Here is a 14,216-nt window from a genome sequence, read left to right as displayed (position 1 = left end):
AAGGAGTAACACCATGCCGCGTCCCGCAAAGGGTGCCCGCCTGGGCGGTTCCGCCGCGCACGAGAAGCACCTCCTCGCGAACCTCGCGAAGGCGCTCTTCGAGCACGGCCGCATCACCACCACCGAGGCCAAGGCCCGTCGCCTGCGTCCCTACGCCGAGCGTCTGGTCACCAAGGCCAAGAAGGGCGACATCCACAACCGTCGCCTGGTGCTGCAGACGATCACGGACAAGAGCATCGTGCACACGCTGTTCACCGAGATCGCCCCGCGCTACGAGAACCGCCCCGGTGGTTACACGCGCATCACCAAGATCGGCAACCGTCGTGGCGACAACGCCCCGATGGCGGTCATCGAGCTGGTCGAGGCCCTGACGGTCGCCCAGCAGGCCACCGGTGAGGCCGAGGCCGCCACCAAGCGCGCGGTCAAGGAGGCGGAGGCCAAGGCCGAGGCCACCGAGACCGAGGCTGTCGAGGAGACCAAGGAGGCCTGATCCCGCTACGGGATCGAGCTTGCTTGATCGGCTCTGAACGGGCCCGCCCCCTTCCCGGGGCGGGCCCGTTCTGCATCTCTGAGAGAGGATCTGTCACGTGAGTGACGAGGTGGAGCCCGGTCACGTCCGGGTGCGGCTGGACCTGTCGTACGACGGCAAGGACTTCTCCGGCTGGGCGAAGCAGCGGACGCTGCGGACCGTGCAGGGCGAGCTGGAGAGCGCCCTGCAGACCGTGATGCGCCTCAAGGAGCCCGTCGACCTGACCGTCGCCGGGCGCACCGACGCCGGGGTGCACGCGCGCGGGCAGGTCGCGCAGTTCGACCTGGCCGAGGAGGTGTGGGCCGAACACCACGACAAGCTGCTGCGCCGCCTCGCGGGCCGGCTGCCGCACGACGTACGGGTCTGGCGGGCCGCCGAGGCCCCCGAGGGCTTCAACGCCCGGTTCTCTGCCATCTGGCGCCGCTACGCCTACCGGGTCGGCGACCACCAGGCGGGCGTCGACCCGCTGCGGCGCGGGCACGTGCTGTGGCACCAGTGGCCGCTGGACGTGGACGCCATGAACCAGGCCGCCGCCGCGCTGCTGGGCGAGCACGACTTCGCCGCGTACTGCAAGAAGCGCGAGGGCGCCACGACGATCCGTACGCTCCAGGAGCTCAGCTGGGTGCGGGACGCGGACGGGATCGTCACCGCGACGGTGCGGGCCGACGCGTTCTGCCACAACATGGTCCGCTCCCTGGTCGGGGCGCTGCTGCACGTGGGCGACGGGCACCGGCCCGTTGAGTGGCCCGGGCAGGTGCTGGCCGCCGCCGTACGGGACTCCTCGGTGCACGTGGTGAAGCCGCACGGGCTGACCCTGGAGGAGGTCGGCTACCCGGCGGACGAGCTGCTGGCCGCCCGGAGCAAGGAAGCGCGCAACATGCGGACCCTGCCGGGGGCGGGCGGCGGCTGCGGCGGCTGCTGAGCCCGGGCCCGGCGGGCGCTCACCGGGCCGGTTCGGGCCCGCCGCCGCAAACGGTTTGGGCGGATCGCCGCCGGGCCGGGACAATGCCCCGCATGGGACATCTCGAAGCCAGCCACCTGGAGTACTACCTTCCCGACGGGCGGGTCCTGCTCCCCGACGTCTCCTTCCGGGTGGGGGAGGGGTCGGTCGTCGCCCTGGTCGGGGCGAACGGGGCCGGCAAGACCACACTGCTGAAGCTGATCTCCGGTGAGCTCCAGCCGCACGGCGGCGGGGTGACGATCAGCGGCGGGCTCGGCGTGATGTCGCAGTTCGTGGGCTCGGTGCGGGACGAGACGACCGTGCGGGACCTGCTGGTGTCGGTGGCGCAGCCGCGGATCCGGGAGGCCGCGAAGGCGGTGGACCGGGCCGAGGAGCTGATCCTGACGGTGGACGACGAGGCCGCGCAGATGGCGTACGCGCAGGCGCTCAGCGACTGGGCGGACGTCCAGGGCTACGAGGCGGAGACCCTGTGGGACGTCTGCACGATGGCCGCGCTGGCGATCCCGTACGACAGCGCGCAGTTCCGCGAGGTGCGCACGCTGTCGGGCGGTGAGCAGAAGCGGCTGGTCCTGGAGGCGCTGCTGCGCGGGCCGGACGAGGTGCTGCTGCTCGACGAGCCGGACAACTACCTGGACGTCCCGGGCAAGCGGTGGCTGGAGGAGCAGCTGCGGGCCACCCGTAAGACGGTGCTGTTCGTCTCCCACGACCGGGAGCTGCTCACCCAGGCCGCCGAGAAGATCATCAGCCTGGAGGCGAGCCCGACGGGCAGCGACGTGTGGGTGCACGGTGCGGGCTTCGGTACGTACCACGAGGCCCGCAAGGAGCGTTTCGCGCGGTTCGAGGAGCTCAAGCGGCGCTGGGACGAGGAGCACGCACGGCTGAGGGCGCTGGTGCTGCGGCTGCGCAACCAGGCGGCTTCCAGCCCCGACATGGCCTCGCGGTACCGGGCGATGCAGACGCGCTTCCAGAAGTTCGAGGAGGCGGGGCCGCCGCCGGAGCCGCCGCGCGAGCAGGACATCAAGATGCGGCTGAAGGGCGGGCGCACCGGGGTGCGCGCGCTGACCGTGGAGAACCTGGAGCTGACGGGGCTGATGAAGCCCTTCTCGCTGGAGGTGTTCTACGGGGAGCGCGTCGCGGTGCTCGGCTCCAACGGTTCCGGCAAGTCGCACTTCCTGCGGCTGCTGGCGGGCGAGGACGTCAAGCACACCGGCGACTGGAAGCTGGGCGCGCGGGTGCTGCCGGGCCATTTCGCGCAGACGCACGCGCATCCGGAGCTGTTCGGGCGCACGCTCGTCGACATCCTGTGGACGGAGGCGGCGAAGCCGCTGGGCGCGGCGATGGGCGCCCTGCGCCGCTACGAGCTGGAGCGCCAGGCGGAGCAGCCGTTCGAGAAGCTCTCGGGCGGACAGCAGGCGCGCTTCCAGATCCTGCTGCTGGAGCTGGCGGGCACGACGGCGCTGCTGCTGGACGAGCCGACGGACAACCTCGACCTGGAGTCGGCGGAGGCCCTGCAGGACGGCCTGGAGTCGTACGACGGCACGGTGCTGTGCGTGACGCACGACCGCTGGTTCGCGCGCACATTTGACCGTTACCTGGTCTTCGGTTCGGACGGTGTTGTGCGGGAGACTCAGGAGCCTGTCTGGGACGAACGTAGGGTCGAGCGCAAGCGGTAGGGGCCGGCGGGCCCCTGCGGGGCGAGGGGGAGGCGCTGTGGGGCTGCGGCCTGGCATCTGGCTCATGAAGTGGGACCGGCCGTCCGCGGCCGGCCGGCGGGCCGCCTGGCTGGCGGAGCCGGCGCCCCGGTCCTGGCGGGCCGTCTCGCTGCTGGTCCTGCTGGGCGTCGCGGTCTCGACGAGCCTGCGCCCGAACTGGGGCTCCGACAACGCGTTCGTGGTCAAGGCCGCGGACGCGTTGCTGTCGGGGGTCTCCCCGTACGAGGACAAGCGGTTCCTGTACCTGCCGAGCGCGGTGCTCATGGCGGTGCCGGAGGCGCTGGTCCCGCGGGAGCTGCTGCGCTGGCTGCTGCCGCTGGGGATGACCGGGCTCATGGGGATCGGCTGGTGGGCTTCGCTGCGGTTGTTCGCGGTGCCGCTGTGCTCGCGGTTCGCGGTGGCCGTTCCCGTGCTGCTCGCGCTGGCGTACAAGCCGTACGCGAACCTCGTGCTGATCGGGAACTGGACGGCGGTCTCGGCGGCCGCCCTGCCGGTGGCCCTGCTGCTGGCGCACCGGCGTTCGTGGGTCGCGGCCGGGCTGGTGGTGGGGCTGGCGATCGCCTGCAAGCCGATGCTGGTGCCGGTCGGGCTGGTCTTCGTACTGGCCCGGCAGTGGCGGGGGCTGGCGGTGGCGGTGCTGGTGCCGGCGGTGTTGTCGCTGGTGGGGGCGGTGCTGATGCCGAGCCCGACGCTGTTCTTCACCAAGACGCTGCCGTTCCTGTTCCAGGGGCAGGACGCCTACGCGCTGCCCTGGGACGCCTCGCCGATCGCGGTGCTGCCGCGGCTGGGGGTGCCGGAGCCGGTGGCGGTGGTGCTGGCGGGTGCGGGGGCCGGGGCCGCTTTCTGGGGCGTGTGGCGGCGCTGGCGGCGGCCGGATCCCGTCGACGGGGACGAGGGGCAGCTGCGGCTCGCGGAGACGGCTGCCATGGTGATGCTCGCCGCATTCCTGGTCTCCCGTCCCTCCTTCGACCACTACCTCCTGGTGGTGCTGCCGCTGCTGCTGGCGTCGGGTTCGCGGCCGGGCTCGATGCCCCGCTCGCCCTGGTTCTGGCTGGCCCTGGTGCCCCAGGCGGCCTTGGTCCCGTGGCCCCCGGAGCTGGCCCACAAGCGACGTGCTTTCCGGGACATGGCGGCCCTGTGCGGGCTGGCGGCTTTGCTCGCGCGTCGTGCCCTGCGCTCGGATCGGGTTACTCTGGGACCCGTAACAACTGCGGGGTCCCCACCCAGGACCGAACCGGAGTGCGCCGCGACGCCAGCAGCATCGGCATCGCGGACCGCGTTTTGACCCGTACGGGTCTGCTTGGGTACTCTGCTGGTTTGTTATGCGTATTGGCTTTCTCATTCTCACGTGAAAGGGCCTTACGCCGGTCCACCGGGCCGATGACCAGCGGTTCACACGGGTTGCGTCCCCGATGTGGACAAGCGGCTGTCGTGATCGTCCGTGGTGACCCTGTCAGGACCCTTCCCCCGGGGCTCGTGCCCTATGGGATGACCCACCACTGAAGAAGCGAAGGCATACGCGTGCGTACGTTCAGCCCCAAGCCCGGCGACATCTCGCGCCAGTGGCTCGTCATCGACGCCCAGGACGTTGTCCTCGGCCGTCTGGCGACCCAGGCCGCCGCCCTCCTGCGCGGCAAGCACAAGCCGACTTACGCCCCCCACATGGACATGGGCGACTTCGTCATCATCGTCAACGCCGACAAGGTTCACCTGTCCGGCAACAAGGCGACCCAGAAGATGGCGTACCGCCACTCCGGCTTCCCGGGCGGTCTGCGCTCCGTGCGTTACGACGACCTCCTGGCGAACAACCCGGAGAAGGCCGTCGAGAAGGCCATCAAGGGCATGCTCCCCAAGAACACCCTGGGCCGTCAGATGCTCTCGAAGCTGAAGGTCTACTCGGGCGACCAGCACCCCCACGCTGCCCAGCAGCCGGTGCCGTTCGAGATCACCCAGGTCGCGCAGTAGTTCCGGCCACCCCCTAAGACGTAGAAAATTCTGAGGAGCATCGTGGCCGAGACCACCGCCGAGACCCCCGTCGAAGAGTTCGAGGGCGTCGAGGAGTACACCACCGAGTCCGAGGTTGTCGTCGAGGGCGACTACACCTCCGAGTCGCTTGCCGGTCGCTTCGGTGACCCCCAGCCGGCCGCCGGCCTGGGCCGTCGCAAGAACGCCATCGCCCGCGTCCGGATCGTTCCGGGCACCGGCAAGTGGAAGATCAACGGTCGCACCCTTGAGGACTACTTCCCCAACAAGGTGCACCAGCAGGAAGTCAACGAGCCCTTCAAGCTTCTTGAGCTCGACGGCCGCTACGACGTCATCGCCCGCATCGCGGGTGGCGGCGTCTCCGGTCAGGCCGGTGCCCTGCGCCTCGGCGTTGCCCGTGCGCTGAACGAGGCGGACGTGGACAACAACCGCCCGGCGCTGAAGAAGGCCGGCTTCCTTTCCCGCGACGACCGTGCGGTCGAGCGCAAGAAGGCCGGTCTCAAGAAGGCCCGTAAGGCTCCGCAGTACAGCAAGCGTTAATCTGCGCCTGCTGTTCTGCAACGAAACCGCCCCGGCAGCACTCTCCGTGCTGTCGGGGCGGTTCGTTTACCGCCACAAGCGGCAATACCTGTCACAAGCGGTCACAAAGCGAAGCGTGAACTCGGGAGGACAACAGTGGGACGACTCTTCGGGACGGACGGTGTACGAGGCGTCGCCAATGCGGATCTGACGGCCGAGCTCGCGCTCGGCCTCTCCGTGGCGGCCGCGCACGTACTGGCCGAGGCGGGCACCTTCGCGGGCCACCGGGCCACGGCGGTCGTCGGCCGCGATCCCCGCGCGTCGGGCGAGTTCCTGGAGGCCGCGGTCGTCGCGGGCCTCGCCAGCGCCGGCGTGGACGTCCTGCGCGTCGGTGTGCTGCCCACCCCGGCGGTGGCGTATCTCACCGGTGCGCTGGGCGCCGACCTCGGCGTGATGCTCTCCGCGAGCCACAACGCCATGCCCGACAACGGCATCAAGTTCTTCGCCCGCGGCGGCCACAAGCTCGCCGACGACCTGGAGGACCGCATCGAGTCGGTCTACGAGGAGCACCGCACGGGCGCTCCCTGGGACCGCCCCACCGGTGACGGCGTCGGCCGCGTCTCCGAGTACACCGAGGGCTTCGACAAGTACGTCGCCCACCTCATCGGCGTCCTGCCGAACCGTCTCGACGGCCTCAAGGTCGTCCTCGACGAGGCCCACGGCGCGGCCGCCTACGTCTCGCCCGAGGCCTTCACCCGCGCGGGCGCGGAGATCGTCACGATCGGTGCCGAGCCCGACGGGCTCAACATCAACGACGGCTGCGGCTCCACCCACCTGGGCCTGCTCAAGGCGGCCGTCGTCGAGCACGGCGCCGACTTCGGCATCGCGCACGACGGCGACGCCGACCGCTGCCTGGCCGTGGACCACACCGGCGCCGAGGTCGACGGCGACCAGATCCTCGCCGTGCTGGCCCTGGCCATGCGCGAGGCGGGCCAGCTGCGCGAGAACACCGTGGTCGGCACCGTCATGTCCAACCTGGGCTTCAAGCTGGCGATGGAGGCCGAGGGCATCCAGGTCGTGCAGACCGGGGTCGGCGACCGCTACGTGCTGGAGTCGATGAAGGAGCACGGCTACGCGCTGGGCGGCGAGCAGTCGGGCCACGTGATCATCCTCGACCACGCGACGACCGGCGACGGCACCCTGACCGGCCTGATGCTGGCGGCGCGGGTCGCGGCCACCGGGCGTTCCCTCGCCGATCTGGCCGGGGTCATGACGCGGCTGCCGCAGATCCTGATCAACGTCCCGGACGTGGACAAGTCGCGGGTCTCGACCTCCGGCGAGCTGGCCGCGGCCGTCGCCGACGCCGAGCGGGAGCTGGGCAGCACCGGCCGGGTGCTGCTGCGCCCGTCCGGCACCGAGCCCCTCGTGCGGGTGATGGTGGAGGCCGCCGACATCGAGCAGGCCCGCGCGGTCGCCGGTCGGCTGGCGGACGTGGTGAAGTCGGCGCTCGGCTAGATCCGGCAGCCGGCACACGCGTCGGCCCCGTCCTCCCGCACGCTGCGCAGGACGGGGCCGACGGCGTTTCCCGGGCGGCCGGTGCCGCGCTTCAGGTCTTGGGCCGGCGCACCCAGCGGCCGCGCTGGGTGCGCCACAGGGCCTTCTGCGCGTACAGGGTCAGGATGCCCGCCAGCATGATCCCGCCCAGGTTCAGCGCCAGCTGCTCCGCCGACCCCCACATCTGGGCGAACTCGCCGTAGCTGAGGGCCACGGCGGCATTGGCACCGGCCGGGACGGTGGTCACCGAGATCGCGACGCCCACCAGTGCCCCGGACTTGGCGGAGGTCAGGGACAGTACCCCCGCCACGCCCGCGAGCAGGGACACGACGAACGAGAACGGGTCCGGCTGCCAGATGAAGCCGGTGTTCGGGCGCGGCTTGTCCAGCATTCCCTCGTGGAACTGCCCGATCGCGTCCATCCCCAGGCTGAAGAGGGTGGTGGCCGCGATCGCCACGGCGAAACCGACCAGCAGGGCGCCCAGGGACCGCAGCGCGAGCCGCGGCGCGCGCTGCACCACCGCGGTGCAGACACCCGCGAGCGGTCCGAACTCCGGACCCACCGCCATCGCGCCCACGATCAGGATGGCGTTGTCGAGGACGACACCACACGCCGCGATCATGGTCGCGAGGACCATGAACGCGACGTACGTGATGGTGAGTGTGGACTCCTCGTGGGTGGCCTCGGTCAGCTGCTCCCACAGCACCGCGTCGGCGGCCTCGCCCGGGGCCTCCTCCTCGGCCGCATCGGCCCGCCGGGACAGCGACAGGTCGATGTTCTCGACGGCGATCGAGCCGGCTTCCGCGAGGCCCAGGGCCTGGAGCTCCTGCAGCAGCTCGTCCCCCGCCTCGCGGGCGACATCGCACAGCACGACATCGCCCCGGGGGTCGCGGGCCGCGCCCGGCAGCACGACCAGGTGGGTGGTGCCGACCGTCGACTCGATGACCGAGACCACGGCCTCGGTCCGGTCCGCCGGAGTGATCAACCGAAGGTGCAGCATGGCCGCACCCTAGTGGGTGACGTCAGAGCTTGCGCAGGCTCAGCTTCTGGACCTTGTGGTCGGGGCCCTTGCGCACGACGAGGGTGGCGCGCCCGCGGGTGGGCGCCACGTTCTCCAGCAGGTTGGGCTTGTTGATGGTCCGCCACATCGTCTGGGCGTACTCCAGGGCCTCCTCCTCGGAGACCTGGGTGTACTTGCGGAAGTAGGAGAAGGGGTTCTGGAACGCGGTCTCGCGCAGCTTCCGGAAGCGGTTGAGGTACCAGCGCTCGATGTCCTCCGGCCGGGCGTCCACGTACACGCTGAAGTCGAAGTAGTCGGCCAGACCGACGCGGGTGCGGCCGTCCTTGCCGGGCAGGGCCGGCTGGAGGACGTTCAGTCCCTCGACGATCAGGATGTCCGGGCGGCGTACGACGAGCTGCTCGCCCGGGACGATGTCGTAGATCAGGTGCGAGTAGACCGGGGCCGTCACCTCGTCCTTGCCGGCCTTGATGTCGGCGACGAAACGGGTCAGCGCCCGGCGGTCGTAGGACTCCGGGAAGCCCTTGCGGGCGGTCAGGCCGCGCCGCTGGAGCTCCTTCATCGGGTACAGGAACCCGTCGGTGGTGACCAGCTCGACGCGGGGGTGCTCGGGCCAGCGCGCGAGGAGGGCCTGGAGCAGGCGGGCCACCGTCGACTTGCCCACCGCCACCGAGCCGGCGACGCCTATGACGAACGGGGTGCCCTGCTGGGCGCCGTGGCCGTTGCCGGCGTCGCCGAGGAAGGTGTTCAGGGTGCCGCGCAGGTTGCTGGTGGCGCCGACGTACAGGTTCAGCAGACGGGAGAGCGGCAGGTAGACGTCGCGGACCTCGTCGAGGTCGATGACGTCGCCGAGGCCGCGCAGCCGCTCGACCTCCTCGGCCGTCAGGGGCAGCGGCGTCCGCTCGCGCAGGGCGCTCCACTCCGCGCGGGTGAGGTCGACGTAGGGGGAGGCCTCGTGGCCCCGGCGGCGCGTGGGGTGCGCGGCGGGTTCGGGGTGCCCGGCGGGTTCGGGGTGCGCGGGGTGCTCCGATCCGTCGGGGTGCTCCGTTGCGCTCTCCGGCGTGCTTCGTGGCGGCGAAGTGATCACAGGGCCATTGTCGGGGCTCCGGGCCGGTCGTGGGTGGTGGGCTCGGTCACGTGGCCGAAGGCCCCGCCGAAGGCGCAGGTGGTGGGGTTGTACGGGTCCGGGTATCGATCGCAATCCCGTCCCGTCTCATGCCGGTCACGATTGGTCCGTGGGGCCGGGAACTCCGGCGGGGCGCTCCGCCGGGTCGTAGATTGATCGCTACCGCGACGCCGTTCCGTGTGCGTGCGGTGTTCTTTTTCCCCGGGGGGATCCTTCGTGCGCAGCACCCTTGTCCGTCGTACCGTCCTGACCGCTTCCGCGGTGTCCCTGGTCCTGCTCGCCACCGCCTGTGGCTCCGACAAGGCCGACACCAAGGGCGACGCCAAGCCCGACCCGCGGCCGTCCGCGCCCAGCGCGCCCGCCGCGAAGGGCAGGACGGACGCGGAGCTGACCGGCCTGCTGGTCACGCAGGCGGAGGTCCCCGACTACGTGATCAACGCCCAGGCCGCCGCGAAGCTGTCCAAGGTCGACGAGAACCAGGTCACCACCGACAAGCCCGCCTGCAAGGTCCTGGTGCAGACCCAGGCCCTGCAGAAGATCGGCAAGCCGACCGGTGTCGCCCGTACGACGCTGGGCGCCAAGCCGAAGGAGCCGGCGGCCGGCGCCTCGCCCGAGGAGAAGCTGGAAGCGGTCAAGAACGCCCTCGGCACCACCGCGACCCTGACCGGTCTGTCCTCCTACGACGGCCAGGGCGCGCAGGAGACCCTCGCGGCCTTCAAGACCGCCGGGCAGATCTGCGCGGGCGGGTTCTCCTCCACCTCGGAGGGCGAGACCACCAAGTACGAGAGCGTGGCCGCGGGCCCGGCCGTCACCGCCGGCGACGAGGCGGTCAGCCTGAGCCTCACCGTCGACATGGAGGGCGGCGACAAGGGCACCCTGCTCCTCGTCATGGCGCGCAAGGGCGGCACGATCGCCTCCTTCAGCTCGATCAGCCTGCTGGGCAAGGCCGATTCCCCGACGGCCCTGATCGACGCTCAGGTCAAGAAGCTCGGCTGACCCGCAGCCCCCGTACGTCAACCCCGCTCCGGCGATCCGCCGGGCGGGGTTTTCGTCTTGTTCGGGTACGGGGCAGACGGCCGGCCAGCGCGTACGCTGCGGCCTATGTGCGGAATTGTGGGTTACGTGGGAGCGCAGTCTGCGCTCGATGTGGTCATCGCCGGACTGAAGCGGCTGGAGTACCGGGGCTACGACTCGGCGGGCATCGCGGTGCTCGCCGACGGCGAGCTCGCCAACGCCAAGAAGGCCGGGAAACTGGTCAACCTGGAGAAGGAGCTCGTCGGACACCCGCTGCCGGCCGGCTCCACCGGACTGGGGCACACCCGGTGGGCGACCCACGGCGGGCCCACCGACGTCAACGCCCATCCCCACCTGGACAACTCCGGCCGGGTGGCCGTCGTGCACAACGGCATCATCGAGAACTTCGCCGCCCTGCGCGCCGAACTGGCCGGGCGCGGGCACCGGCTGGAGTCCGAGACGGACACCGAGGTGGTCGCGCACCTGCTCGCCGAACGGTTCTCGGCCACCGGGGGCGGCCTGGCCGAGGCGATGCGGCAGGTGTGCCGGCGCCTGGAGGGCGCGTTCACCCTCGTCGCGGTCCACGCCGACGAGCCGGACGTGGTGGTCGGCGCCCGCCGCAACTCCCCCCTGGTGGTCGGCGTGGGGGAGGGCGAGAACTTCCTCGCCTCGGACGTGGCGGCCTTCATCGCCCACACCCGCTCCGCGATCGAACTGGGGCAGGACCAGGTCGTCGAACTGCGCCGCGACGAGGTCACGGTGACGGACTTCCACGGGGCGCCGGCGGACGTGCGCGCGTACCACGTGGACTGGGACGCCTCGGCGGCCGAGAAGGGGGGCTACGACTACTTCATGCTCAAGGAGATCGCCGAGCAGCCCAAGGCCGTCGCCGACACCCTCCTCGGCCGGATCGACGCGAGCGGCCTGCTGACCCTGGACGAGGTGCGCATCCCCGCCGCGGTGCTCCGCGAGGTCGACAAGGTCGTGATCGTGGCGTGCGGTACGGCGTACCACGCGGGCATGATCGCGAAGCTGGCCATCGAGCACTGGACCCGCATCCCCTGCGAGACGGAGCTCGCCAGCGAGTTCCGCTACCGCGACCCGATCCTCGACCAGCGCACGCTGGTGATCGCGATCTCGCAGTCCGGCGAGACCATGGACACCCTGATGGCGCTGCGCCACGCCCGTGAGCAGGGGGCGAAGGTGCTGGCCGTCTGCAACACCAACGGATCGACGATCCCGCGCGAGTCGGACGCCGTGCTGTACACGCACGCCGGCCCCGAGGTGGCCGTCGCCTCCACGAAGGCGTTCCTGACGCAGCTGGTCGCCTGCTACCTGGTCGCGCTGTACCTCGGGCAGGTGCGGGGCACCAAGTGGGGCGACGAGATCGAGGCCGTGATCCGCGAGCTGTCGGACATCGCCGGCGCGGTGGACACGGTGCTGGAGACGATGGAGCCCGTACGGCGGCTCGCGCGCTCGCTGGCCGACAAGGACACCGTGCTGTTCCTCGGGCGGCACGTCGGCTACCCGGTGGCGCTGGAGGGCGCGCTCAAGCTCAAGGAGCTGGCGTACATGCACGCCGAGGGCTTCGCGGCGGGCGAGCTCAAGCACGGTCCGATCGCGCTGATCGAGGAGGACCTGCCGGTGGTGGTGGTCGTACCGTCCCCGCGCGGGCGCTCGGTCCTGCACGACAAGATCGTCTCGAACATCCAGGAGATCCGGGCGCGCGGGGCGCGGACCATCGTGATCGCCGAGGAGGGCGACGAGGCGGTGGTCCCGTACGCCGATCACCTGATCCGCATCCCGGCGACCCCGACGCTGCTCCAGCCGCTGGTGGCGACGGTGCCGCTGCAGGTGTTCGCGTGCGAGCTGGCGACGGCGCGGGGCAACGAGGTGGACCAGCCGCGTAACCTCGCAAAGTCCGTGACCGTGGAGTAGATGGGGCTGTTGTGATCGTCGGTGTGGGGATTGACGTTGCGGAGATCGAGCGGTTCGGCGCGGCCCTGGAGCGGACGCCGAACCTGGCGCGGCGGCTCTTCCTCGACTCCGAGCTGACGCTGCCGGGCGGCGAGCGGCGCGGGACCGCCTCGCTCGCCGCCCGGTTCGCGGCCAAGGAGGCCCTCGCCAAGGCGCTCGGCGCGCCCGGCGGGCTGCTGTGGACCGACGCCGAGGTGTACGTGGAGGAGTCGGGGCAGCCCCGGCTGCGGGTGTCGGGGACGGTCGAGGCGCGGGCGAAGGAGCTCGGTGTGAAGTCCTGGCACATCTCGCTGAGCCATGACGCCGGGATCGCGTCCGCCGTGGTGATCGCCGAGAAGTAGGCCTCCGGGACCGGCCTTCGGGCACGCTGGTGCCATGCGTACTGCTTACAGCGTGGAGACCGTACGGGCCGCCGAGCGCGAGCTGATGGCCCGGCTGCCGGAAGGCGCCCTGATGGCGCGGGCCGCGGCCGGGCTGGCCGCCGTGTGCGCGGGACTGCTGGGGCGGGTGTACGGCTCCCGCGTCGTGGTGCTGGCCGGCCCCGGGGACAACGGCGGCGACGCCCTGTACGCGGGAGCGCGGCTGGCGCGGCGCGGGGCCCGGGTGACGGCGGTCCCGATGGACCCGCAGCGGATCCACCCCGGCGGGCTCGCCGCGCTGCGGGCCGCCGGGGGCCGGGTCGAGGCGTCCGTCCCGCGACGGGCGGACCTCGTCCTGGACGGGCTCCTCGGGATCGGCGGCCGGGGCGGGCTGCGCCCGGCGGCGGCCGCGCTGGCGGAGCGGGTCCGGGCGGACGCGCTCGTGGTCGCCGTGGACCTGCCGAGCGGGGTCGACGCGGACACCGGGGAGGTGACCGGGCCCGCGGTGACGGCCGACGTGACGGTGACCTTCGGCGCGTACAAGCCGGGGCTGCTCGTCGACCCCGGGGCCTCGCGGGTGGGCGCGGTGCGGCTGGTCGACATCGGGCTGGACCTCGCGGAGCCCGTGCTGGAGGCCCTCCAGCACGCCGACGTGGCGCGGCTGCTGCCGGTGCCGACGGCGTCGAGCGACAAGTACCGGCGAGGCGTGGTCGGGGTCGTCGCCGGGTCGGAGCAGTACCCGGGCGCGGCGGTCCTGGCCGTCGCGGGGGCGCTGCGGGGCGGTGCGGGCGCGGTGCGGTACGTGGGCCCGGCGGCGGACGCCGTGCTCGCGCGGTACCCGGAGGTGCTGGTCGGGCGGGGCCGGGTGCAGGCCTGGGTGGTCGGGCCGGGGATCGGGGCCGGGCGGGCCGCGGAGGTCGGCCGGGCGCTGGCCGACCGGGACGTGCCGGTGCTGGTGGACGCGGACGGGCTGCGCGGACTGGACCCCGAGGTGGTGCGGGGGCGCCGGGCCGCGACCCTGCTGACCCCGCACGCGGGCGAGGCGGCGGCGCTGCTGGGGGTGCCGAGGGAGTCGGTCGAGGCCGGGCGGCTGGCCGCCGTACGGGAGCTGGCGGAGCGGTACGGGGCGGCCGTGCTGCTGAAGGGGTCGACGACGCTGGTCGCCCCCGCCGGGGGCGGAGCGGTACGGGTCAACCCGACCGGGACCCCGTGGCTGGCCACCGCCGGGAGCGGGGACGTGCTGTCCGGCCTGGCCGGGGCCCTGCTGGCGGGCGGGCTGCCGGGGGCCGACGCCGGGTCGGTGGCGGCGTACCTGCACGGGCTGGCCGGGCGGCTGGCCGCCGACGGGGCGCCGGTGGTGGCGCAGGAGGTGGCCGCCGCCCTTCCGGCGGCGTGGCGCGACGTCATCTCCTGACCCCGGGAAGCGGGTCCGGCCGGGGCCGGTCCGGCGCGGCCGGGCGGGTG

The 14,216-nt window shown here is 72.2% G+C and carries 13 protein-coding genes; 11 read left to right on the top strand and 2 right to left on the bottom strand.

The features are described 5' to 3' along the window. Positions 1–13: 13 nt before the first annotated feature. The 7 genes from rplQ (at position 14) to glmM (ending at position 7,219) form a co-directional block, all read left to right on the top strand. Entirely contained in the window at positions 14–490 is a 477-nt protein-coding gene (gene rplQ, locus SLAV_RS15640) for a 50S ribosomal protein L17 (protein ID WP_007265921.1), read from the top strand. 97 nt (positions 491–587) lie between these two features. Continuing rightward, positions 588–1,451, top strand: coding sequence for a tRNA pseudouridine(38-40) synthase TruA (gene truA / locus SLAV_RS15635; protein ID WP_030230671.1), 864 nt, complete (start codon positions 588–590; stop codon positions 1,449–1,451). A gap of 92 nt (positions 1,452–1,543) precedes the next feature. Beyond that, a complete protein-coding gene (locus SLAV_RS15630; protein ID WP_381517206.1) occupies positions 1,544–3,163 on the top strand; it encodes an ABC-F family ATP-binding cassette domain-containing protein in 1,620 nt (539 codons plus the stop codon). Between the two features lie 37 nt (positions 3,164–3,200). Next, positions 3,201–4,487: a glycosyltransferase family 87 protein gene (locus SLAV_RS15625; RefSeq protein ID WP_063760306.1), complete on the top strand. Its 1,287-nt coding sequence runs from the start codon at positions 3,201–3,203 to the stop codon at positions 4,485–4,487. A gap of 236 nt (positions 4,488–4,723) precedes the next feature. Beyond that, on the top strand, positions 4,724–5,167 hold the full coding sequence (rplM, locus tag SLAV_RS15620) for a 50S ribosomal protein L13 (RefSeq protein ID WP_030230678.1): 444 nt from the start codon (positions 4,724–4,726) through the stop codon (positions 5,165–5,167). Between the two features lie 42 nt (positions 5,168–5,209). Then, a complete protein-coding gene (gene rpsI / locus SLAV_RS15615; RefSeq protein ID WP_030230680.1) occupies positions 5,210–5,725 on the top strand; it encodes a 30S ribosomal protein S9 in 516 nt (171 codons plus the stop codon). 135 nt (positions 5,726–5,860) lie between these two features. Next, on the top strand, positions 5,861–7,219 hold the full coding sequence (glmM, locus tag SLAV_RS15610; RefSeq protein ID WP_030230683.1) for a phosphoglucosamine mutase: 1,359 nt from the start codon (positions 5,861–5,863) through the stop codon (positions 7,217–7,219). Between the two features lie 91 nt (positions 7,220–7,310). On the opposite strand, the gene SLAV_RS15605 is transcribed toward glmM, so the two are convergent. Further along, positions 7,311–8,258: a DUF389 domain-containing protein gene (locus SLAV_RS15605; RefSeq protein WP_030230687.1), complete on the bottom strand. Its 948-nt coding sequence runs from the start codon at positions 8,256–8,258 to the stop codon at positions 7,311–7,313. Between the two features lie 22 nt (positions 8,259–8,280). Continuing rightward, positions 8,281–9,363 (bottom strand): type I pantothenate kinase, encoded by a 1,083-nt coding sequence (gene coaA, locus SLAV_RS15600; protein WP_078950356.1) that lies wholly within the window; start codon positions 9,361–9,363, stop codon positions 8,281–8,283. Between the two features lie 255 nt (positions 9,364–9,618). On the opposite strand from coaA, the gene SLAV_RS15595 reads away from it, so the two are divergent. The 4 genes from SLAV_RS15595 (at position 9,619) to SLAV_RS15580 (ending at position 14,166) form a co-directional block, all read left to right on the top strand. After that, the gene (locus SLAV_RS15595) at positions 9,619–10,398 is read left to right on the top strand and encodes a hypothetical protein (protein ID WP_030230691.1); all 780 of its coding nucleotides are present in this window, start codon (positions 9,619–9,621) and stop codon (positions 10,396–10,398) included. 105 nt (positions 10,399–10,503) lie between these two features. Continuing rightward, positions 10,504–12,354 carry a glutamine--fructose-6-phosphate transaminase (isomerizing) gene (glmS, locus tag SLAV_RS15590; protein ID WP_030230694.1) on the top strand — a complete coding sequence of 617 codons (1,851 nt, stop codon included), beginning with the start codon at positions 10,504–10,506 and terminating at the stop codon, positions 12,352–12,354. Positions 12,355–12,365: 11 nt separating this feature from the next. Further along, positions 12,366–12,734, top strand: coding sequence for a holo-ACP synthase (locus SLAV_RS15585; protein WP_030230700.1), 369 nt, complete (start codon positions 12,366–12,368; stop codon positions 12,732–12,734). 34 nt (positions 12,735–12,768) lie between these two features. Further along, positions 12,769–14,166, top strand: a complete 1,398-nt coding sequence (locus tag SLAV_RS15580) for a bifunctional ADP-dependent NAD(P)H-hydrate dehydratase/NAD(P)H-hydrate epimerase (protein WP_030230703.1) — start codon at positions 12,769–12,771, stop codon at positions 14,164–14,166. Positions 14,167–14,216 lie beyond the last annotated feature (50 nt).

It is taken from the genome of Streptomyces lavendulae subsp. lavendulae (genome assembly GCF_002803845.1).
Lineage (GTDB): Bacteria > Actinomycetota > Actinomycetes > Streptomycetales > Streptomycetaceae > Streptomyces > Streptomyces lavendulae.
The sequence above is the reverse complement of the archived record's forward strand: the minus strand, read 5'-3'. Positions and strand labels throughout refer to the sequence as shown.

Excerpts from the sequence above, each read along its gene's own strand:
- rplQ (WP_007265921.1), top strand. The coding sequence starts at position 14 with ATGCCGCGTCCCGCAAAGGGTGCCCGCCTGGGCGGTTCCGCCGCGCAC.
- SLAV_RS15630 (WP_381517206.1), top strand. The coding sequence starts at position 1,544 with ATGGGACATCTCGAAGCCAGCCACCTGGAGTACTACCTTCCCGACGGG.
- SLAV_RS15580 (WP_030230703.1), top strand. The coding sequence starts at position 12,769 with ATGCGTACTGCTTACAGCGTGGAGACCGTACGGGCCGCCGAGCGCGAG.
- glmS (WP_030230694.1), top strand. The coding sequence starts at position 10,504 with ATGTGCGGAATTGTGGGTTACGTGGGAGCGCAGTCTGCGCTCGATGTG.
- SLAV_RS15605 (WP_030230687.1), bottom strand. The coding sequence starts at position 8,258 with ATGCTGCACCTTCGGTTGATCACTCCGGCGGACCGGACCGAGGCCGTG.